A 19939-nucleotide genomic window follows, 5' to 3' on the forward strand; every position below is an offset into this window, starting at 1 on the left:
GCTACTGCGTGCTCGCCACCGGGCACCAGTCCGCCCGCGCGCCTTTGCCGTCGTAGGGATGCGCCAATCCGGTCGCCAGCATCGCCGTCTTGAGATCGACGCCGACGGCATTGGCGACGTCGGCATCGACGCGCCCGCCGTACTTGTCGTCCACGACGTTGGCGAGGCTGACCGTGCCGCCGGCGATCTTGGCGAGCCGCTGCCGCGCCTGCTCCGCCATCGTCTTCTCAGCCGCACAGCTTGAGTGCAGCTCCGGCGTATCGATGCCGCGGATGCGCACCCGCGACGAAACCTCGACGCCCAGCCACACCTTCGCCTTCACGGCAATCGTGTCACCATCGATGACCTCGACGACCGACGCGCTCACCGGCCCGCCGAACGTCTCGGCCGCCACCGACCCCGGTAGCGCCGCCAGCATCAGGAAAACGAAGGAAAGGCCGCGAATCATTTTAGGAATATATTCATATATGGCCGGCAAGTCACCCGAAGATTGCGCGGAATTCACCTTCCCGCCCCCTCGCCGCGTCCTTGTCGCCAACCCGCCGAATTCCCACGTCTCTATCGCGCGCCGGTTACCACGCGCCTAAGGGACAAGGACCATGAGCACGCTCCGCACCGCCATGCTTCTCGCCGCGCTGACCGCGATCTTCATCGCCGTCGGCTTCCTCATCGGCGGCACCGGCGGCGCCCTGATCGCCTTTGTCGTGGCGGCCGGCCTGAACTTCGCGTCCTACTGGAACGCCGACCGCATGGTCCTTTCGATGGCCCGCGCCCGCGAGGTCGATGCGCGCAGCGCGCCCGAGTTCTACGCCATCGTGCAGAAGCTCGCCGCCGACGCCAATCTGCCGATGCCCAAGGTCTACGTCGCCGACAACCCGCAGCCGAACGCCTTCGCCACCGGCCGCAACCCCGAGCACGCCGCCGTCTGCGCCACCACCGGGCTGCTGCGCGCGCTCGACCGCGACGAGATCGCCGCGGTGATGGCGCACGAGCTCGGCCATGTTAAGAACCGCGACACGCTCACCATGACCATCACCGCAACCATCGCCGGCGCCATCTCGATGCTCGCCAACTTCGCCTTCTTCTTCGGCGGCGGCAGCCGCAACAACAATGGCGGCGGCATCCTCGGCATGCTCGCCGCCGCGATCCTGGCGCCGCTTGCCGCGATGCTGGTGCAGATGGCGGTGAGCCGCACGCGCGAATACGCCGCCGACCGCGCCTCGGCCGAGATCACCGGCCAGCCGGCGACGCTCGCCTCGGCCTTGGCCAAGATCGCCAACCTCGCGCCGCGCATCCCCAACGCCGCCGCCGAACAGAACCCGGCGATGGCGCATCTCTTCATCATCAATCCGCTGTCCGGCGCCCGCATGGACAGCCTGTTCTCGACGCATCCGGCGACGGAGAACCGCATCGCCGCGCTGATGGCGATGGAGGGTGCCGACAAGAGGCGAGGAGAGCCGCAGGCTCGACCGGGAAGCCAAGAAGAGAGGCGTGGAGCGCCGGAGGCGCGACAGGGAAGCAAAATAAGCGTCCCCCAGATCGGCAAGACCATCCGCCCGCGCGGTCCGTGGGGTTGAGCCGCCAGCCGACCAAGCGGAGCACCGCCCCCGGTTTCGCCGCGCGCGCTGTCGCGGCCGCACTTCTCGCCACCGTCGTCGATAAGCGCCAGCCGCTCGACGCGACGCTGGAGAACGACAGGAGTTTCGCCGCCCTCGAGCCGCGCGATCGCGCCCTCGCCCGCGCCATCGTCGGCACGACGCTCCGCCACTACGGCACCATCGACGCGATCCTGGCGTCGCTGATCCAGAAACGCCCGCGCGGTGCCGGCACGTTGAACCGCATCCTCGAAACCGCGACGGCGCAGATCCTGTTCATGGGCGTCGCCGACCACGCCGTCGTCTCGGTCGCCGTCGACCAGTTGGCCGCCGATCGCGACGGCGCCCACTTCAAGGGCCTCGCCAACGCGGTGCTCCGCCGCATCGCCCGCGAGCGCGACACGCTGGTCGCCGAGTTTGCCGCGCCGGAAGGCGACACGCCGGAATGGCTCTGGCGCCGCTGGCTCGCCGCCTACGGCGAGCCGACCGCGCGGGCCATCGCCGCCGCCCACCACGTCGAACCGTCGCTCGATCTGTCGGTGAAATCCGATCCCGCCGGCTGGGCCGAGAAACTGGGCGGCATCGTGCTGCCCACCGGCACGGTGCGCACCACCGCCGGCGGCGATATCCCCTCGCTCCCCGGCTACGCGGAAGGGCAATGGTGGGTGCAGGACGCCGCCGCCGCACTCCCCGCAAAGCTGCTCGGCAATGTCGCGGGAAAACGCATCGCCGACCTCTGCGCCGCCCCCGGCGGCAAGACCGCCGCACTGGCCGCCGCCGGCGCTCATGTCACCGCCGTCGATATCTCCGCGCCACGGCTGGAGCGCCTCACCACCAACCTCAAGCGCCTCAATCTCACAGCCGAGACGATCGCCGCAGACGTCCTCAAGTGGACGCCGACCGAGCCATACGACGCAATTTTGTTGGACGCGCCGTGCACCGCGACCGGCACCATCCGCCGCCACCCCGACGTCGTCTGGCTGAAGCGCGCCGAGGACGTCGCGACACTGTCACGCATCCAGACCAAAATGCTGGTCCACGCCGCAAAATTCCTGAAGCCCGGCGGCACGCTGATCTACTGCACCTGCTCGCTCGAGCCCGAGGAAGGCGAGGCCCACCTCACCGACCTGCCGCTCACCCTCGATCCCGTCTCCCCTGCCGAAATCGGCGGCCTCGCCGAGATCGTCACGCGCGACGGCGCGATCCGCACCCTGCCGTCGCATCTCCCCAGCGAAACCCCACGCCTGGCCGGCCTCGACGGCTTCTTCATCATGCGCCTGAGGAAGCCGTAGGCCCGCCTCCCCTCCGCTCATCCCCGCTTTCATAACCCAAGCGGAGCGGGCATAACCCGCCCCGGGCATTTGCCCGGCGCCGCCAATAGGGCGATAGTCCGGCACCGCATCTGAGGCCAGATGCGGCCAGCCGCGTGGGTCGAGGGAGTAGGGTAAGGATGGCGATCGGATCAGCGTCCGGTCCGGGTCGGCAGCTGCGCTTTGCCTTCAGCGCGGGGCGACGCGCCCTCGCCTTCCGTCTCCATTCGAGCATCTTCTACCGCTGGCGCTTCGCCGGGCAGCAGCCCGAGCGCCTGACCATCGCGCCGATCGACCTCAGGACCGCCGACCCGACCGTCGCCCTCGACATCTATGCCGGTCGCTGGGTGTTCAACGGCGACGGCGTCGACATCGAAGGCTTCTCCGTCTTCGACGCCGAGGCGCCGAACGAGGAATGGGCGCGCCAGCTCCACGCCTTCGGCTGGCTGCGCCACTTGCGCGCCTCCGACATGGCGCTGTCGCGCTCGAATGCGCGCAGCCTAGTCGACGAATGGATCCGCTTCTCAGGCCACCACGACAAGGTCGCGTGGAATCCTGAGATCGTCGCCCGCCGCCTGATGGCGTGGCTGAGCCAGACGCCGCTGGTGCTCGACGGTTGCGACTTCAATTTCTATCGCCGCTTCATGCGTTCGCTCGGCAAGCAGCTCCGCTACCTCCGCCGCGTCGCGCACGACTCCGCCCCCGGCCTGCCGCGCCTGCGCGTCATGATCGCGCTTGCCGCGCTCGCGTTGTCGATGCCCGAGCAGCAGCGTTTCCTGAAGCAGGCCGCCCGCCGCCTCGACCTCGAGCTGGTCGCGCAGATCCTGCCCGACGGCGGCCACGTCAGCCGCAACCCCGGCGCCATCCTCGAGCTGCTGGTCGATCTCCTGCCGCTCCGCCAGGCCTTCGTCGCCAAGGGCGGCCAGCCCTCGCGCATTCTGATTTCCGCCATCGACCGCATGATGCCGATGCTGCGCTTCTTCCGGCAGGGCGACGGCTCGTTTACCCATTTCAACGGCATGGGCGACACCGCCACCGACCAGCTTGCCACCATCCTTGCCTACGACGACGCCCGCGCCGCCATCCCGCAGAACGCGCCGCACTCCGGCTACCAGCGCATCGAGGCGACCGGCACCGTCGTCGTCGTCGATGCCGGCCGCCCGCCGCCGCCCGATTTCAGCGTCGGCGCCCACGCCGGCTGCCTGAGTTTCGAGATGAGCGTCGGCCGCCAACGGCTGATCGTGAACTGCGGCGTGCCCAAGCCGTCGGCGAGCGCGCTCCGCCGCCTCGCCCGCACCACCGCCGCGCATTCCACCGTCACCCTCAACGACACCTCGTCGTGCCGCATCCTGACGCGCGGCGTCGTCGGCGAAGTCTTCGGCGAGGCCGTCGTCGCCGGCCCGACGCGCATCGACGTCGCCCGCCGCAACGTCCACGGCGCCACCGAGCTCGACCTCCGCCACAACGGTTACGTCGACCGCTACCGCCTCGTCCACGAGCGCCAGTTGCTGCTTTCCGACGCCGGCGACCGCCTTGAAGGCATGGACACGTTCCTGACGCCGAACGGCCAGCCGACGCGCAGCGGCAAGGATTCCTTCGCCATCCGCTTCCACCTTCATCCCAACGTGCGCGCCATCGTGCTGCACGAGCGCCGCGCCGTGTTGATGGAACTGCCCGACGGCGAGACCTGGGAGTTCGAGACCGATGGTCCCGAGATCGCCATCGAGGAATCGATCCTGCTTTCCGACAACCGCGGCAACCGCGCCACCGAGCAGGTCGTGATCTACGGCCGCGTCCAGCAGACCGCGCGTGTGCAGTGGACACTGCACCGCACCGCGCTCGCCGGCCGCCGCGCCCGCACCACCGCCACCCCGGAAAACGAGTACGCCCGCTAAGCCATGTCGATCAAAGCATCCGCCGCGGCCCTACCCGATCGCGTCGCCCTCCGCCGCGCGCTGATCTCGGTCTTCGACAAGACCGGCATCGTCGATCTCGCCAGGGCGCTGGCCGCCGCGAAGGTCGAGATCGTCTCCACCGGCGGCACGCTCGCCTCCCTGAAGGGCGCCGGCATCGCGGCGGTGGACGTCGCCGACGTCACCGGCTTCCCCGAGATTCTGGACGGCCGGGTCAAGACGCTGCACCCCAAGATCCACGGCGGCCTGCTCGCCGTCCGCGACGACCCCGGCCACGCCAAGGCGATGGCGGAGCACGCCATCGCCGGCATCGATCTTTTGGTCTCCAACCTCTATCCGTTCGAGGCGACCGTCGCCTCCGGCGCCGACGAGCGCACCATCGTCGAGAACATAGACATCGGCGGCCCGGCGATGATCCGCGCCGCCGCCAAGAACCACGGCTACGTCGCGGTGGTCGTCGATCCCTCCGACTACGCGGAGATTTTGTCGGCGCTCGCCGAAGGCACGACGCTGGCGCTCCGCCGCCGCCTCGCCGCCAAGGCTTATGCCCGCACCGCCGCCTACGATGCCGCTGTCTCCGGCTGGTTCGGCAACGCCGTCGGCGAACCCTACCCGGCCTTCGCCGCCTGGGGCGGCAAGCTGGTGGAGAAGCTGCGCTACGGCGAGAACCCGCATCAGTCGGCCGCCCTCTACAAAACCGGTGAGCAGCGCCAGGGCGTCGCCACCGCGCGCCAGGTGCAGGGCAAGGAGTTGTCCTACAACAACATCAACGACACCGACGCCGCCTTCGAGCTGATCGCCGAATTCGCGCCGGCGGACGGCGCCGCGGTCGCGATCATCAAGCACGCCAACCCGTGCGGCGTCGCCGTGGCGCCGACACTGGCCGAGGCCTATCGCAACGCCTTCCGCACCGACACCTTCTCCGCCTTCGGCGGCATCGTCGCGTTGAACCGTCCGCTCGACGAAGGCGTCGCCGCCGAGATCGCCAAAATCTTCACCGAGGTGATCATCGCGCCGGGCGCCAGCGACACCGCGCTGGCGATCCTCGCGTCGAAGAAGAATCTGCGCATCCTGCTCGCCGACGCGCTCCCCGATCCGCGCGCACGGAGCGTCACCGTCCGCTCCGTCGCCGGCGGCCTGCTCGTGCAGGACCGCGACGCCGGCATGATCACCGCCGCCGACCTCAAGGTCGTCACCAGGCGCGCGCCGACCGCGAAGGAAATCGCCGACCTCCTCTTCGCCTGGAAGGTCGCGAAATACGTCAAGTCGAACGCCATCGTCTACGCCAGGGACAACGCCACCTGCGGCATCGGCGCCGGCCAGATGAGCCGCCTCGACTCCGCGATCCTCGCCGCACGCAAGGCTTCAGATTCCGCCAAGGAAGCCGGCCTTTCCGATTCGCTCGCCAAAGGCGCGGTGTGCGCTTCCGACGCCTTCTTCCCCTTCCCCGATGGACTGGAAGCCGCCGCCGACGCCGGCATCACCGCGGTGATCCAGCCCGGCGGCTCGCAGAACGACCCCGCCGTCATCGCCGCCGCGGATGCTCGCGGCATCGCGATGGTGACGACCGGCATGCGCCACTTCCGGCATTAGCAACAAGAAGCGCGACCGGGCAGGATAAGAAACGAGCGTCAGCGACGCCGCTCGACCTCGGCTTGCAACGCCTCGGCGATGCGCGCGAACACACCGTCCCAGTCGCCGGCCGTCGTCTGGCGGAAGAGCCGCATCGTCGGATACCACGGCGAATCTTCCCGATCGCGCATCCAGCGCCAGTCCGCGCGCTTGGACAGCGCCAGCCACACCGGCCGCCCGAGCGCGCCGGCGAGGTGGGTCGGGGCGGTATCCGACATCACCATGAGATCGAGGTTGGCCATGATGGCCGCCATCTCGTGGAAGCCGTCGGGATTGTTTTCCAGCTCCTCGCCAAAGCGCGTGATCCCGAGTTGCTCGCCCAGTAGATCGAGCTGCTCCAGCCCGATCTGTGCCTGCACGCTGAACAGCCGAACGCCCGGCACGGCCGCCAGCGGCGCGAATTTCGCCAGCGGTATCGAGCGGGTCGCGTCGCTCCGGTAGCGCAGCGACCCTTGCCACACGATGCCGACGCGCAGCCCGCCTTCGCCGATCCGCGCCCGCCATTTTTCCACACGTTCGGGCTCGGCCTTGAGATACGGCGTCTGCCGCGGCAGCGTCTCCAGCGTGTCGCGGAAGATCGCCGGCATGCTCATCAGCGATGCCTGATAGTCGAACGCCGGCCGCGTCCCGACCGGAGCGATGACGTCGATCTCCGGAAAGCTTGCCGCGAGCAGCCGCACCGCGCCCGCCTGCGGCATCAGCGTCACCAACGCGCCGGTTTCCACCAGGCGCGGTACGTAGCGGACGAACTGGAGCGTGTCGCCAAATCCCTGTTCGCCGTAGACCAGCAGGCGCTTGCCGGCGATCGGCTCCCCATTCCATAGCTCGGCAAGTTTGGCGAAGCCCTGGTGGGCATGATCGGGCCGTTTCAGCCGCCATTCGTGTTCTTCCCAGCCACCCGGCCAATCGCCCATCTCGAGGCGCAGGAAGGCGCGGTTGTAGTGCGTCAGCGCCCCATCGGGATCGGCCGCCAGCGCCCGCTCGAATTCGGCCAGCGCCTCGGCGCTCTTGCCGTGCGTCGCCAGCGCCATCGCCCGTGCCAGGAGGGACGACTTGTCGCTGGCACCGAGCCGCCGCCCGGTTTCGATCGCCGCCAGCCCGCCCTCCAGATCGCCGAGTTCGCCGAGCAAGGCGCCGCGCGTGACGTAGCCGTCGGCATTTTTCGGGTCGCGGGCGAGGAGCGCGTCGGACGCCTCCAGTGCGTCGGCGAGACGCCTGAGCTTCAACAGCGCCCGCGCCCGCGCCGCCAGCGCGGCGACGTCATCGGGATCTGCGGCGAGCAGCGCGTCGATCTCCGCCATCGCCTCTTCGACGCGATCGAGCTCGATCAGCAGATCGCAACGGAAATGCTTGGCCTGCAGGTTGGTCGGGTCGGCCGCCAGCGCTGCGTCGATCGCGACGAACGCCTCGCCGACGTCGCCGAGGTCGCGCCACGACATCGCCCGCCCGATATGGGCCCCGGCCAGCTTCGGATCCAGCCGCAGAGCGCGCGTGAATTCCTCCAGCGCCTCGCGCGGGCGGCGCAGCGCACCGAATGCCAGACCGCGGTTGAGATAGGCGCCGACGAAGGAGGGATTGGCGCGCAGCGCCCGCGAGTAGGCGGTCACGGCATCGTCGAAGCGCCGCAGCGCGCGCAGGATATTGCCGCGGTTGAAATGCGCGACGGCGTATTCGGGCCTGATGCGCAACGAGCGATCTTCCGCCGCCAATGCCTCCTCGAGCCGGCCAAGCTCGAGCAGCGCCACGCCCCGGTTGGCGTAAGGTTCCGGCGCCGACGGCGACAGCCGCACGGCGGCGTCGAATGCCTTCAGCGCCTCGCGCGGATTGCCCTGCTTCAGGTGGATGTCGCCGGCGAGGCTGTTGCCGCTCGCCGTCTTGAGCACGCCCCGCGCCGCCAGAAGCTTCATCGCGTCGTCGAGACGCCCGGCACCGACCAGGGCAATGGCTTCGGCGAGGGCTTGCCTCGCCGCGTCGTCCTGCTTGGGGGCGAAGCCGCTGAAGATCGGCGTCTGCTGTTTCATGGCGCGGACGTTAGCCTATGGAATGCGTGGACGGCAAAAGCTAGGGCAGGATCACGACGTCATTGTCGAGCTCGTCGCGATCGCCCACGCGCGGCGGAAAATGCCGGGCGAGTACCGCACCGGTTGCATCGACCGCGGCAATCAGCCCATCGGCGAGCCGCCCGGCCCGCACGCCCGCGATCAGTTCGTCCATCGCCGCCTGCCACACGCCGGCATCCACCTTCGCCGCGATGCCGGTGTCGGCGATGATCTCGGCCCGCCGCTCGGCCAGCGACACGAAGATCAGCACGCCGGTCCGCGCCTCGGTGAGCGTCAGGCCGTGCGCCAGGAATTGCCGCTCGGCCAGCGACCTGACCGCATCGCGCTTCACCGACGCCGGCACCACCGCCATCTTGACGGCGGGCAGCGACAGCACGACCGCGACTACCACGAACACGCCGAGCTGGACGGCAAAGATCAGCGACGCCGGCCACAGCGTCAGGAAGATCAGCGGCAACGGCGCGATCAGCGCGGCGAGCGTCGCCCACAGGATCGGCACGAAGCGATAGTCGTCGCTTTCTTCCGCGACCACCGCGAAGATTTCGCCGGCGGTCTTTTTCTCGGCCGCCGTCGCCGCCTCGCGGACGCGCCGCCGTTCGTCGTCGCTGAGCGGAGCGTGCGCCATCACCAGCTCCCCGACGATCCGCCGCCGCCGAACGACCCGCCGCCGCCCGAGAAGCCGCCGCCACCGCTGCCTCCGCCGCCCCATGATCCGCCACCGCCCCAGCCGCCGCGCGAGGAGCGCGAGTTGAGGATCGAGGACGCGATCAGCCAGCCGAGCAGGCCGCCCCCGCCACGCCGCCGGAACGAGTTCAGCACTACGAAAATCACGATGATGACCAGAAGCGGCGAGACCGAGCTCCAGAAGCCGCCGTCCGCCGGCCGCTTCTCCGCCAGCTTCTGGATCTCCTGCGCGTCGCCCGACAGCACCTGGATCGTATCGTCGACGCCGCGCTCGATGCCGCCGGCAAAGTCGTTGGCGCGGAAGCGCGGCAGGATCGCGTTCTGGATGATCACCTGCGTCAGCGCGTCGGTGAGCGTCCCTTCCAGCCCATAGCCGACCTCGAAGCCGACCTTGTGCTCGGCCGGCGCCACCAAAAGCACGACGCCGTTGTTCTTGCCCTTCTGCCCGATGCCCCAGGCGCGGCCGAGCTGCACGCCGTAGTCCTGGATGTCGTATCCCTCCAGCGACTTCACCGTCGCCACGACCAACTGGTCGGTGGTCTTTTCCTCGAGCTGACGGAGCTTGGCATCGAGCCGCTCCGCGATCGCCGCCGGGATGATCCCGGCCTGATCGACGACGCGTCCGGTGAGCGCCGGAAAAGTCGGCGCCGCCTCCGCCACCGTTACGAAGATGAGCGCGAGGAAGACGAGCATCCCTCGCGCGAGCGCCCGCATGATCAGAACTTCACCGCCGGCGGCGTCATGTTCTCGGCCGCGATGGTGAACGTCTCCATCGGCTTCTTGCCGGCATAGAGCGTCGAGGCCCACAGGCGGCCGGGGAACGTCGACAGCTCGGTGTTATAAACGCGCACCGCCTCGATGTAGTCGCGCCGCGCCACCGCGATGCGGTTCTCCGTCCCTTCGAGCTGCGACTGCAGCGCCAGGAAGTTCTGGTTCGACTTGAGGTCCGGATACGCCTCGGTGATCGAGAGCAGCCGCGACAGCGCCGCGCCGACCTCGCCCTGCGCCGCCTGGAATTTCTGGAAGGCGTCGGGGTTGGTGAGAATGTCGGCCGGCACCTGCACCTGCGTCGCCTTGGCGCGCGCATTGGTGACCTCGGTCAGCACCGTCTCCTCCTGCTTGGCGTAGCCCTTCACTGTCTCGACGAGATTGGGAATGAGATCGGCGCGCCGCTGATACTGGTTGAGCACCTCGCTCCACGAAGCCTTCGCCTGCTCCTCGTAAGTCGGGATCGTATTGATCCCGCACGCCGACAGGAACGAGGCCAGCGCCACGACGACCAGCACGGCCAACGGACGACGAGCGACAGCAGCAGCAGTCATGACGGCACCCTCCAGCAAACGACGGGCGGAACGTAGTGATTCCCCACTGCGATACAAGCGAATGCCGTCGCACCTATGCCCGTCATGGCCGGGCTGGTCCCGGCCATCCACGACTATGTCTGGCGTTGTCCGGCGCGCAACGCTGGCTGGTCTCAGTGCGTGACCGTCTCCGCATCGGGAACACCTTTGGCGCCGGCGTAGACGGCAAGAATGCGCACCGGCACCGTTCCCTTGTTCATACCGTTGTGCGGCCAGTTGATCGCCTCGAGCATGCCCTCTCCGGTGGTGTAGGTGTGCGTGCCCTTGTCGCCGCCGTAGTCGACGGTGAGCACGCCCTCGAGGATGTAGCCGAACAGCGGCACGGCATGGAGATGCCAGCCGGTTTCGCCGCCCGGCGGCACGATGATGAGCGATGCGGTGATCTCGGCGATCCCGGCCGGGTAGGCGAGCGGCTGCCCGATGATCGTCTGGCTCGAATCAAGAACCGGCGTCACCGTAGGCTTGAGCGACACGGCGTCCTCGGCGGAAACCCTCGCGAAGGAGAGCATGAGGAGACCGGCGGCGAGCGTTGCGCGAGTGACCGGCATGGGCGTTGCTTTCGGTTGAACGATGAGGGCTGCGCCCAGCCCTACGCCAGCAACCCTATGGATTCCTTAATCTTTTCCGGCAGATCGCGAGGTGCGGGATTCATTCGCTTGACTCGCCGTTCGATCTCCGGAATCAATAGAACAAAACAGGAACACATTCCCATCGCGGATCGGAAAAGCCATGCGCACCAGCGCTTTCGTGGCCGGGGGAAACCTTTGCCCAACTGCGCCGCCACATCGCAGCGTTAGGCGAGACCAAGCCACTTATGGGGAAAGAGGGTGAGAGGACAGCCTCCTCTCATGTCGCGCACGCCCGCGCCCCGCCGCTCGCCCCCCGCCGCGCCGGCGCGACCCTTCCCTTCGCCATCCCGAAACTAGACGCGCTGCTCGCCGGCGGTCTCCGCTGCGCTGCGCTTCACGAGCTGCGCGTCGCCGAGAGTCGCGACGCCGCCGCGATGACGGCTTTGCCGCCGCCATCCTCGCAAGGCTCGGCGAGAACGACCCGCGCCCGATCCTCTGGATTCTCGAGCGCCAGGCAACCGATGAAGCCGGCTTCCCCTACGGCAACGGCCTCGCCGTCTTTGGCCTCGGGCCATCGCGCCTGATCGTAGTGCGCGTGACCAGGCCGGCGGATGCGCTGTGGGTTTTCGAGGAAGGGCTGCGCTGTCGCGGCCTTGCCGCGGTCGTCACCGAGATACGCGGCAACCCGCGTGTACTCGATCTGACCGCGAGCCGCCGCCTGGCGCTCCGCGCCGCCGAGCATGGCGTCATGGGCCTGCTCCTTCGCCAGACGAACCGCGCCGAGCCCGGCGCCGCCAATACCCGCTGGCTGATAACGCCGCACCCGGCCGGCATCGACGACGAATTTCCCGAGGGTATTGGCAACCCTGCCTGGCGTCTGACGCTGGAACGGAACCGCCAGGGCGCACAGGAACTTTGGACGTGGAGTGGAATCATGACCGACGTATTTTCACCATCGCCGCCCCGGCGCATCCTCGCTCTCTCCCTGCCCTACCTCTCGACCGACCGCCTCCACCGCCAGAACAAAGGCAAATCGTGGCGTTCCGTCCAAAGCCAAACGACGCCCCCCTCCCCCGCGAGGAAAAGCGCCGCCGCCTCCGCTCGCGCGGATGACCCCCTCGCCGTCGTCGCTAAAATCAAATCGCCCTCCGCCTCGTCGCGATCGACCAGACCGCCGCCCGTCTCGGCCTGACTCGCGGCACCGCGCTCGCCGATGCTCGCGCCATGATACCGGCGCTGATGGTTGCCGACGAAGACACCGCCGCTGACGCGGCAGTACTGGAAACGATCGCCGCCTGGGCCGAGCGCTACACACCGCTCGTCGCGCTCGATGGCGACGCCGGCCTGATGCTCGACATTACCGGCGCCACCCATCTCTTCGGCGGCGAGGCATCCCTCGTCGCCGACCTCACCGCTCGCCTTCTTGCACAAGGCTTCCTTGCCCAGGTCGCCGTCGCCGACACGCCCGGCGCGCGTCCGCCGCCGCCCGCTTCACCGATGTTGCCGTTGTGCGCACGGCGAAACCGCAGCGATGCTCGCACCCCTGCCGCTCGCCGCCCTTCGCGTCGATCCCGAGATCGTCTCGGCGATGGATCGCGTCGGTCTGAAGCGCATTGGTCAGATCGCCGGCGCGCCGCGCGGTCCGCTGCCGCCCGCTTCGGCCGCGCCCTCATCCGCCGCCTCGATCAGGCGCTGGACTTGACGAAGAAGCGATCGACCCGCGTCGCCCGGCGCCTGTTTTCATCGCCGAGCGCCGTTTCGCCGAGCCGATCGCGCGCGAGGAAGACATCGCCGGCACGCTGACCTCGCTTGCCGGCACGGTCGCAGAAAGCCTCGAGCGCCAGCGCGAAGGTGCCCGCCGTCTCACTTACACGTTGTTCCGCGTTGACGGCGTGGTGACCGAAATCACCGTTGGCGCCAGCCGTCCGATCCGCGCACCGAAACTGATCCTCGCCCTCTTCCGTGAAAAATTCGCAGCACTCGGCGACGAGATCGACGCAGGCTTCGGCTTCGACATGGCGCGCCTGTCGGTCACCGCTTCTGCTCCCACCGATGCCGCACAGATCGACCTTAGCGGCGAAGCCGCTGCCGAGGCCGACGTTGACGGCCTTCTCGACCGCATCGGTGCGCGCCTCGGCTCGGACAGCGTCAGAAGCATTGCACTGCGTGAAAGCCACGTCCCCGAACGTGCGGAGATACTTCTATCGCGCGATCAGATCGGCACAGCGCTAAAGCATCGTGAAGCCGGAGTTTCCATTCCCCGCCCCCTCCGCCTCTTCGCCCATCCTGAGCCCGTGGAAGTGACGGCCGAGGTCCCCGACAGTCCTCCGGTCGCCTTCCGTTGGCGCCGCGTCCTCTATCGTATCGCCCGCGCCGAAGGCCCGGAGCGCATTGCCGACGAGTGGTGGCATGCGAACGGCCACACCCGCGATTACTTCCGCATCGAAGATACCGATGGCCACCGCTTCTGGCTCTACCGCGACGGCCTCTACGCTCGCGAGGGTCGCGACGCCGCGCTGGTATCTGCACGGGGTCTTCGCGTGACCCGCTCCTTCGGCTCATCCCGCGAAAACGAGACTAGGAGCATCGCGTGAATAACGTCGTCCCGATCGCTGCACGCAAGACGCGCCAAAAGCGCCAGCCGGCGAAGCGACGACGGCGAATTCCGTACGCCGAACTCGCCATGACGACCAACTTCTCTTTCCTCCGTGGCGCCTCTCATCCCGAGGAACTCGTTCGCCACGCGGCATCGATAGGACTGGCCGCCGTCGCCGTTACCGATCGAAACACCTTGGCCGGCGTTGTGCGCGGCTACATCGCGGCTCGGATACTGGCCGAAGAGGCGGTGAAGAAGAGAGCCGAGGAAGCAAGGAAGGAAAAGAAAGAGAGGGAGAAGGCGCCGAAGGTGAAATCCATCGTCGGCTGCCGCCTCGCCTTCCGCGACGGCACCCCCGATGTCCTCGCCTGGCCGACCGACCGCGCCGCCTACGGTCGCCTCTGCCGCCTGCTGACCGAGGGCAACCTGCGCGCCGAAAAGGGCCAGTGCCATCTCGACCTTGCCGACCTGCTGGAATGGGGGCGCGGGCATAGTCCTCGGCGTGACGGACGGCTCGACCACGCCGGAAAAGGAACGCACCGCCGCCGTCGACCTGCCCGCCACGCTGGCCGCGCTCGACGCCGCCTTCCCCGGCAACGTCCGCCTGATGGCAAGTTGCTCCTATACCGGCAGCGACGCCCGCCGCCTGACGCGCCTCGCCCGCATCGCCGAAGCCGGCGACATCCCGCTGATGGCGACCAACGACGTGCACTACCACGTGCCCGAACGCCGCCCGCTGCAGGACGTCGTCACCTGCGTCCGCGAGAAGACGACGCTGCGCGAAGCCGGCTTCCGCCTCGCGGCGAACGCCGAGCGCCATCTCAAATCGCCGGAGGAAATGGCGCGCCTGTTTCGCAAGTATCCCGAGGCGCTCGCCGAAACGATGCGTGTGATGAAGCGCATCAATTTTTCCCTCGACGAGCTGCAGTATCAATACCCCGACGAGCCGACCGGCGCCTTTGCCTCGCCCCAGGAGGCGCTGGCTCACCTTGCCGAGGAAGGCGCCCGCTTCCGCTATCCCGAAGGTGTGCCCGACCGGGTGCACAAAACCCTGGCCAAGGAACTGAAGATCATCGAGGGCCGCGGCTACGCCCCCTACTTTCTGACCGTCCACGACATCGTCCGCTATGCCCGCAGCCAGGACATTCTCTGCCAGGGCCGCGGTTCGGCGGCTAATTCCGTCGTCTGCTACTGCCTCGCATCACCGAGGTCGATCCCAGCCACGCCAATCTGCTCTTCGAGCGTTTCATCTCGCCGAACCGCAACGAGCCGCCGATATCGACGTCGATTTCGAGCACGAACACCGTGAAACGGTGATGCAGTACGTGTTCGAAAAATACGGTCGCCGGCGCGCCGGCATCGCCGCGACCGTCATCTCCTACCGCACCGCTCCGCCGTCCGCGATGTCGGCAAGGTCTTCGGCCTGTCCGAGGATGCGATCGGCGCGCTGGCCTCGACGACATGGGGATGGTTCGGAAGACGGCGTCCGCGATGTCGATGTCCGCCGCGCCGGCCTCGATCCGAAGGAGCCGGCGATGGCCATGGTGCTCGATCTCTGCCGCCAGCTCATCGGCTTCCCGCGCCACCTGTCGCAGCACGTCGGCGGCTTCGTCATGACCAAGGACCGCCTCGACGAGATGGTCCCCGTCATGAACGCCGCGATGGAGGATCGCACCTTCGTCGAATGGGACAAGGACGATCTGGACGCGCTCCACATGCTGAAGGTCGATGTCCTCGCCCTCGGCATGCTCACCTGCATCGGCCGCGCCTTCGAATTTCTCGAGCAGGGATACGGCGAGACATTGACGTTGGCGACAATCCCGCAAGGAGATGAAGCCGTCTACCGCATGCTCAGCCGCGCCGACACGATCGGCGTCTTCCAGGTCGAGAGCCGCGCGCAGATGTCGATGCTGCCGCGCCTCAAGCCCGAAAAATTCTATGACCTCGTCATCGAGGTCGCGATCGTTCGCCCCGGCCCGATCCAGGGCGACATGGTCCACCCCTATCTCCGCCGCCGCGAGGGCATCGAACCGGTCAGCTATCCTTCGCCATCGCCCGAACATGGCGACGAAGACGAGCTGCGCAAAATTCTGGAACGCACCCTCGGCGTGCCCCTATTCCAGGAACAGGCGATGCAGATCGCCATGGACGCGGCGAAATTCACGGCCGCCGAGGCCGACGGTCTCCGCCGCGCCATGGCCACTTTCCGCCGCAACGGCACCATCGGCACGTATCAGCAGCGCATGGTCGAAGGCATGACACGCCGCGGCTATACGAAAGACTTCGCCGAGCGCTGCTTCAAGCAGATCGAAGGCTTCGGCGACTACGGCTTCCCCGAAAGCCACGCGGCGAGCTTCGCGTTGCTGGTCTACGCCTCGGCCTGGATCAAGGTCCACTACCCCGACGTCTTCGCCGCGGCGCTGCTCAACTCGCAACCGATGGGCTTCTACGCGCCGGCGCAGATCGTCCGCGATGCGGAGCGGCATGGCGTGGTCGTGCTGCCGCCCGATGTTAACAGCTCGGACTGGTATTCGACGCTGGAGGAACTTCCCCCCGCTGTCATCCCCGCGAAGGCGGGGACCCAGTACGTACCGACCGTGCAGGAGGAACTCCATCCCTCCCCGATACGGGGAGGAGGGACCGCGCGAAACCCGGTGGCTGGTGTCCATCCCCTCCACACCTCCATGCTCCCCGACATCAAAACAAAATACGCCGTCCGCCTCGGCCTCCATCGCATCAAGGGCATCGCCGAAAAAGACGCCGAGACCCTGATGGCAAAGCGCGGCAAAGGTTACGACTCGGTCCGCGACCTGTGGCTGCGCACCGGCCTGTCGCGCACCGCGATCGAGCGCCTCGCCGATGGCGATGCCTTCCGTTCCGTCGGCCCTCGACCGGCGCGATGCGTTGTGGGCGGCGCGCGGCGAGGGCGCGCTGAAGGCGAAGGACAGGCTCCCGCTGTTCGACATCCCCGAGCACGCCGACATCCGCCGCGAGCCGGATTTCGCCCTGCCGCCGATGCTGATCGGCGAGCACGTCGTCAACGACTACCGCTACCTCAGTTTGTCGCTGAAGACGCATCCGCTGACGCTGCTCCGCGACGACCTTGCGGCGCGCGGCATAATGCCGGCGGCGCGCCTGCGCGGTGCCGCGCCCGATGGCGACGGCAGCGCGATGAACGGCAAGCGCGCGACGGTCGCCGGCCTGGTCATCACGCGCCAGCGGCCGGGCACTGCGTCGGGCGTCATCTTCATGACGCTGGAGGACGAGACCGACATCACCAACGCCATCGTCTGGCCGAAGATCTACGAAAAATTCCGGCCCGTAGTTCTCGGCGCCCGCCTCATCGCCATCACCGGCAAGGTGCAGAGCGAGAAGGGCGTCATCCACGTCATCGCCGAGCGGATCGACGACCTGACGCCGATGCTCTCCGCCCTCTCCGCCGACGCGGACGACCTCCAGACTTTGTCGCGCTCCGATGAGGTCGCCCACCCGACCGCGACGACAGCCGCTCGCGCAGCAACCGCCGCCACCCGCGCAACGTCCGCTTCTTCGAGGAGGAAGCCAAAGCCGCCCACGACGTCATGCCGAAAGGCCGCAATTTCCACTAATCGCCGATGTCGTCCCCGCGAAGGCGGGGACCCAGTAGACACCAGCCCGAATTGCGGGCGCGCCGGCCGAAGACCACACTCCCATTCCTCCCCATTTCGGGGAGGGGGACCACGCCAAGCGTGGCGGGGTGGGGAACCGCCCGCCCACCGCCCCGCCGTTGTGTCCCCAGTCACAGGCCGCACCCGTAAATTGGCCCACGCAACCATCGCTGCTAATCTGCCGCCGACCTGAAACCAAGGAGAGCGTCATGGGCTGGTGGATTCTGATCGGCGTGATCGTGGTGATCGCGCTCTTCCTCATCGTCGTCTACAACCGCCCTCGTCAGCCTCCGGCAGGTCGTCGGCCAGTCGTGGTCCGACATCTCGGTCCAGCTCAAGCAGCGCCACGATCTGGTGCCCAATCTCGTCGAGACCGTGAAGGGCTACGCCGCCCACGAGCGCGGCACGCTCGAAGCCGTCACCCAGGCGCGCAACGCCGCGGTCGCCGCGTCAAATCCGAGGCCCAGGTCGCCGCCGAGAACATGCTATCCGGCGCGCTCCGCCAGTTGTTCGCGCTGTCGGAGGCCTATCCCGACCTCAAGGCCAGCCAGAATTTCCAGCAGTTGCAGAGCGACCTTCTCCGATCTCGAGAACAAGATCGCCGCCTCGCGCCGCTTCTTCAACAACGCCGTCCAGGAATACAACGCCGCCATCGCAGCAGTTCCGCGGCGGTGCTGATCGCCGGCCCCGATGGGCTTCACCGAGCGCACCTTCTTCGAGCTTGACGAGGGCGAGCGCGCCGCCGTCAACACTGCGCCGCAGGTTAAGTTCTAGTCCGCGGGCGGCAAGTGGAGGGCCGCGCGTGCTCGGCAGCTACGGCCTCAGGACCTACATCTGGAACAACCGGCTGAAGTCGCTCGTGCTTCTCGCCGGTTTTCCGTTCCTGCTGTTCCTCATCTGCTTCGCCTTCGCGCTGATCATACTCCGCCTTCGACAATCCCGATGTCGGCGACGGCATCATGAATGCGCTGGCGCTGACGCCGAGCCTGATCCCTGGTCGCGGTCATCGGCGCGCTCGTCTGGTTCCTCATCGCCTGGTTCGCCAACACCGGCATCGTCGCGCTGGCGACCGGCGCCAGGCCGATCGACCGCAAGGCCGAGCCGCGCCTGTGGAACATCCTCGAGACGCTGTGCATCAGCCGCGGCATCACCATGCCGCAGCTCCGCATCGTCGAGAGCCCGGCGCGCAACGCCTTCGCCACCGGCGTGCGCAAGAGCCAGTACACCGTCACGGTCACGCGCGCGGCCTGATGGACGCGCTCGACGACAAGGAGCTCGAGGCCGTCCTCGCCCACGAGCTGACCCACATCGAGAACCGCCGACGTCCAGTTGCTGGTCATCGCCGCCGTCTTCGTCGGCATCATCTCGCTGGTCGGCGATCTTCTCGTCTCGCTCGGCCGCGCCTGCTGTTTTACGGCGGCGCCGGGCGTTCGCCCGGCTACAGCGGCGGGCGGCGGCGGTTCCGGCGGCAGCGGCCAGCCGCTCATCGAGGCCGGTCGAGCAGCAACAGCAAAGGCGGCGGCGGCGCCCTCATTCTCATCCTCATCGCCGTGGCGATCTTCATCATCGCCCGTCTGCTCGCCATCGCGCTCAACATGGCAATGTCGCGCAAGCGCGAATTCCTTGCCGATGCCGGCCTCGGTCGAGTTGACCAAGGACCCCGACGCGATGATCAGCGCGCTCCGCAAGATCGCCGGCCACTCGGAGCTCGCCGCGCCGTCGCAGATCCAGGAAATGTTCCTCGATCATCCGCGCGAGAAGGGCTTCGCCCGCCTGTTCGCCACGCATCCTTCAATCGACGATCGCGTCGCCGCCCTGGTCAAGTTCGGCGGCGGCCGCGACCCCCGGCCCGATCGCCGAGATACCGGCGGCCACGGCGCCCGCCGCCATCCCCGATGCGGCGGGCGGCCGACGCGCCGCATCCCTTGGGGGCGAGCCGCCCGCCCAGGCCTGACCGGAATCGCGGGTTGCCCGCCGGCTTTTTGCCGCTAGATTTGCATCCAACAAGGCCGCGCGGCGGATCAATGCGCGCGGCGGGGGGAGGCAATAGTGCAGATCGGCAAGCCGGGCGAGGCGAAGAGCGCGATCGCGACCGCGGGACGCCGCCGGCGTCACGGTCCGCGGCCGCGATCTCGTCGGCGACCTCATGGGCCGCCTCACCTTCACCGCCTATTTCTATTTCCTCGTCACCGGCCGCGAGCCGACCCCGACCAGCAGCGCTACTTCCTCGATCTCCTGCTGGTCGCCATCGCCGAGCACGGTCTTACGCCGACCGCGGTCGCCGCGCGCATGACGCTCGCCGCCGGCGCCCGACTCGATCCAGGGCGCCGTCGCCGCCGGCCTCCCTCGGCGCCGGCCCCGTCATCCTCGGCGCCAGCGAGCCCTGCGCCCCGCCTCATCGTCGACGCCAAGGCGCGCATCGCCGCGGGGCGCCGCGCCCGATGCCGCCGTCGCCGCCATCGTCGCCGACCTCCGCGCGCCCGCGGCGAAAAGATGCCGGGCTACGGCCACATCGTCGCCGACCTCCGCGCCCGCGGCGAAAAGATGCCGGGCTACGGCCACCCCGTGCACA

Annotated in this window: 15 protein-coding genes and 3 pseudogenes; 10 read left to right on the forward strand and 8 right to left on the reverse strand. The window is 68.2% G+C overall.

The window, feature by feature from the left end:
- Position 1: 1 nt before the first annotated feature.
- Positions 2-448: a thermonuclease family protein gene (locus tag WDM94_01440; GenBank protein MEJ0011292.1), complete on the reverse strand. Its 447-nt coding sequence runs from the start codon at positions 446-448 to the stop codon at positions 2-4.
- Between the two features lie 151 nt (positions 449-599).
- Between WDM94_01440 and htpX the strand changes: the two genes are divergently transcribed.
- The 4 genes from htpX (at position 600) to purH (ending at position 6411) form a co-directional block, all read left to right on the forward strand.
- On the forward strand, positions 600-1577 hold the full coding sequence (htpX, locus tag WDM94_01445; protein ID MEJ0011293.1) for a zinc metalloprotease HtpX: 978 nt from the start codon (positions 600-602) through the stop codon (positions 1575-1577).
- Positions 1574-2887 (forward strand): transcription antitermination factor NusB, encoded by a 1314-nt coding sequence (locus WDM94_01450; GenBank protein ID MEJ0011294.1) that lies wholly within the window; start codon positions 1574-1576, stop codon positions 2885-2887. Before htpX ends, WDM94_01450 begins: the two co-directional genes overlap by 4 nt.
- A 158-nt stretch (positions 2888-3045) precedes the next feature.
- Positions 3046-4800: a heparinase II/III family protein gene (locus WDM94_01455; GenBank protein ID MEJ0011295.1), complete on the forward strand. Its 1755-nt coding sequence runs from the start codon at positions 3046-3048 to the stop codon at positions 4798-4800.
- Between the two features lie 3 nt (positions 4801-4803).
- Positions 4804-6411: a bifunctional phosphoribosylaminoimidazolecarboxamide formyltransferase/IMP cyclohydrolase gene (purH, locus tag WDM94_01460; protein MEJ0011296.1), complete on the forward strand. Its 1608-nt coding sequence runs from the start codon at positions 4804-4806 to the stop codon at positions 6409-6411.
- A 38-nt stretch (positions 6412-6449) separates the two neighbouring features.
- On the opposite strand, the gene WDM94_01465 is transcribed toward purH, so the two are convergent.
- From WDM94_01465 to WDM94_01490, 6 genes are all read right to left on the reverse strand, one after another.
- A complete protein-coding gene (locus WDM94_01465) occupies positions 6450-8471 on the reverse strand; it encodes a tetratricopeptide repeat protein (protein ID MEJ0011297.1) in 2022 nt (673 codons plus the stop codon).
- Between the two features lie 40 nt (positions 8472-8511).
- A complete protein-coding gene (locus WDM94_01470; protein MEJ0011298.1) occupies positions 8512-9135 on the reverse strand; it encodes a TPM domain-containing protein in 624 nt (207 codons plus the stop codon).
- Complete coding sequence (locus WDM94_01475) at positions 9135-9908, reverse strand: TPM domain-containing protein (GenBank protein ID MEJ0011299.1); 774 nt, start codon at positions 9906-9908, stop codon at positions 9135-9137. The genes WDM94_01470 and WDM94_01475 overlap by 1 nt, the downstream gene beginning before the upstream one ends.
- Positions 9909-9910: 2 nt before the next feature.
- Complete coding sequence (locus WDM94_01480; GenBank protein MEJ0011300.1) at positions 9911-10516, reverse strand: LemA family protein; 606 nt, start codon at positions 10514-10516, stop codon at positions 9911-9913.
- A gap of 152 nt (positions 10517-10668) precedes the next feature.
- Complete coding sequence (locus tag WDM94_01485) at positions 10669-11103, reverse strand: cupin domain-containing protein (protein MEJ0011301.1); 435 nt, start codon at positions 11101-11103, stop codon at positions 10669-10671.
- A gap of 415 nt (positions 11104-11518) precedes the next feature.
- A complete protein-coding gene (locus WDM94_01490; protein MEJ0011302.1) occupies positions 11519-11947 on the reverse strand; it encodes a hypothetical protein in 429 nt (142 codons plus the stop codon).
- Positions 11948-12312: 365 nt separating this feature from the next.
- Between WDM94_01490 and WDM94_01495 the strand changes: the two are divergent.
- The 5 genes and pseudogenes from WDM94_01495 to WDM94_01515 all read left to right on the forward strand — a co-directional run bounded on the left by WDM94_01495 (position 12313) and on the right by WDM94_01515 (position 18141).
- Positions 12313-12528: pseudogene (locus WDM94_01495) on the forward strand (DNA polymerase Y family protein).
- Positions 12529-12737: 209 nt separating this feature from the next.
- Positions 12738-13718, forward strand: a complete 981-nt coding sequence (locus WDM94_01500; GenBank protein ID MEJ0011303.1) for a hypothetical protein — start codon at positions 12738-12740, stop codon at positions 13716-13718.
- 89 nt (positions 13719-13807) lie between these two features.
- Positions 13808-16548, forward strand: a pseudogene (locus tag WDM94_01505) (error-prone DNA polymerase).
- Positions 16549-16969: 421 nt separating this feature from the next.
- Positions 16970-17560 carry a hypothetical protein gene (locus WDM94_01510; GenBank protein ID MEJ0011304.1) on the forward strand — a complete coding sequence of 197 codons (591 nt, stop codon included), beginning with the start codon at positions 16970-16972 and terminating at the stop codon, positions 17558-17560.
- A 16-nt stretch (positions 17561-17576) separates the two neighbouring features.
- Positions 17577-18141: pseudogene (locus tag WDM94_01515) on the forward strand (LemA family protein).
- Positions 18142-18284: 143 nt separating this feature from the next.
- Here WDM94_01515 and WDM94_01520 read toward each other — a convergent pair.
- The gene (locus tag WDM94_01520; protein MEJ0011305.1) at positions 18285-19022 is read right to left on the reverse strand and encodes a hypothetical protein; all 738 of its coding nucleotides are present in this window, start codon (positions 19020-19022) and stop codon (positions 18285-18287) included.
- Between WDM94_01520 and WDM94_01525 the strand changes: the two genes are divergently transcribed.
- Positions 18997-19359 (forward strand): hypothetical protein, encoded by a 363-nt coding sequence (locus tag WDM94_01525; protein MEJ0011306.1) that lies wholly within the window; start codon positions 18997-18999, stop codon positions 19357-19359. The genes WDM94_01520 and WDM94_01525 overlap by 26 nt on opposite strands.
- The last annotated feature ends 580 nt before the right edge of the window (positions 19360-19939 follow it).

It is taken from the genome of Bauldia sp., assembly GCA_037200845.1.
Lineage (GTDB): Bacteria > Pseudomonadota > Alphaproteobacteria > Rhizobiales > Kaistiaceae > DASZQY01.

Bases quoted from the DNA above. Each gene is read 5' to 3' on its own strand.
- WDM94_01440 (MEJ0011292.1), bottom strand. From the start codon at position 448: ATGATTCGCGGCCTTTCCTTCGTTTTCCTGATGCTGGCGGCGCTACCG.
- htpX (MEJ0011293.1), top strand. From the start codon at position 600: ATGAGCACGCTCCGCACCGCCATGCTTCTCGCCGCGCTGACCGCGATC.
- WDM94_01455 (MEJ0011295.1), top strand. From the start codon at position 3,046: ATGGCGATCGGATCAGCGTCCGGTCCGGGTCGGCAGCTGCGCTTTGCC.
- purH (MEJ0011296.1), top strand. From the start codon at position 4,804: ATGTCGATCAAAGCATCCGCCGCGGCCCTACCCGATCGCGTCGCCCTC.
- WDM94_01465 (MEJ0011297.1), bottom strand. From the start codon at position 8,471: ATGAAACAGCAGACGCCGATCTTCAGCGGCTTCGCCCCCAAGCAGGAC.
- WDM94_01470 (MEJ0011298.1), bottom strand. From the start codon at position 9,135: ATGGCGCACGCTCCGCTCAGCGACGACGAACGGCGGCGCGTCCGCGAG.
- WDM94_01475 (MEJ0011299.1), bottom strand. From the start codon at position 9,908: ATGCGGGCGCTCGCGCGAGGGATGCTCGTCTTCCTCGCGCTCATCTTC.
- WDM94_01480 (MEJ0011300.1), bottom strand. From the start codon at position 10,516: ATGACTGCTGCTGCTGTCGCTCGTCGTCCGTTGGCCGTGCTGGTCGTC.
- WDM94_01485 (MEJ0011301.1), bottom strand. From the start codon at position 11,103: ATGCCGGTCACTCGCGCAACGCTCGCCGCCGGTCTCCTCATGCTCTCC.
- WDM94_01510 (MEJ0011304.1), top strand. From the start codon at position 16,970: ATGACGCTGGAGGACGAGACCGACATCACCAACGCCATCGTCTGGCCG.
- WDM94_01525 (MEJ0011306.1), top strand. From the start codon at position 18,997: ATGCCGGCCTCGGTCGAGTTGACCAAGGACCCCGACGCGATGATCAGC.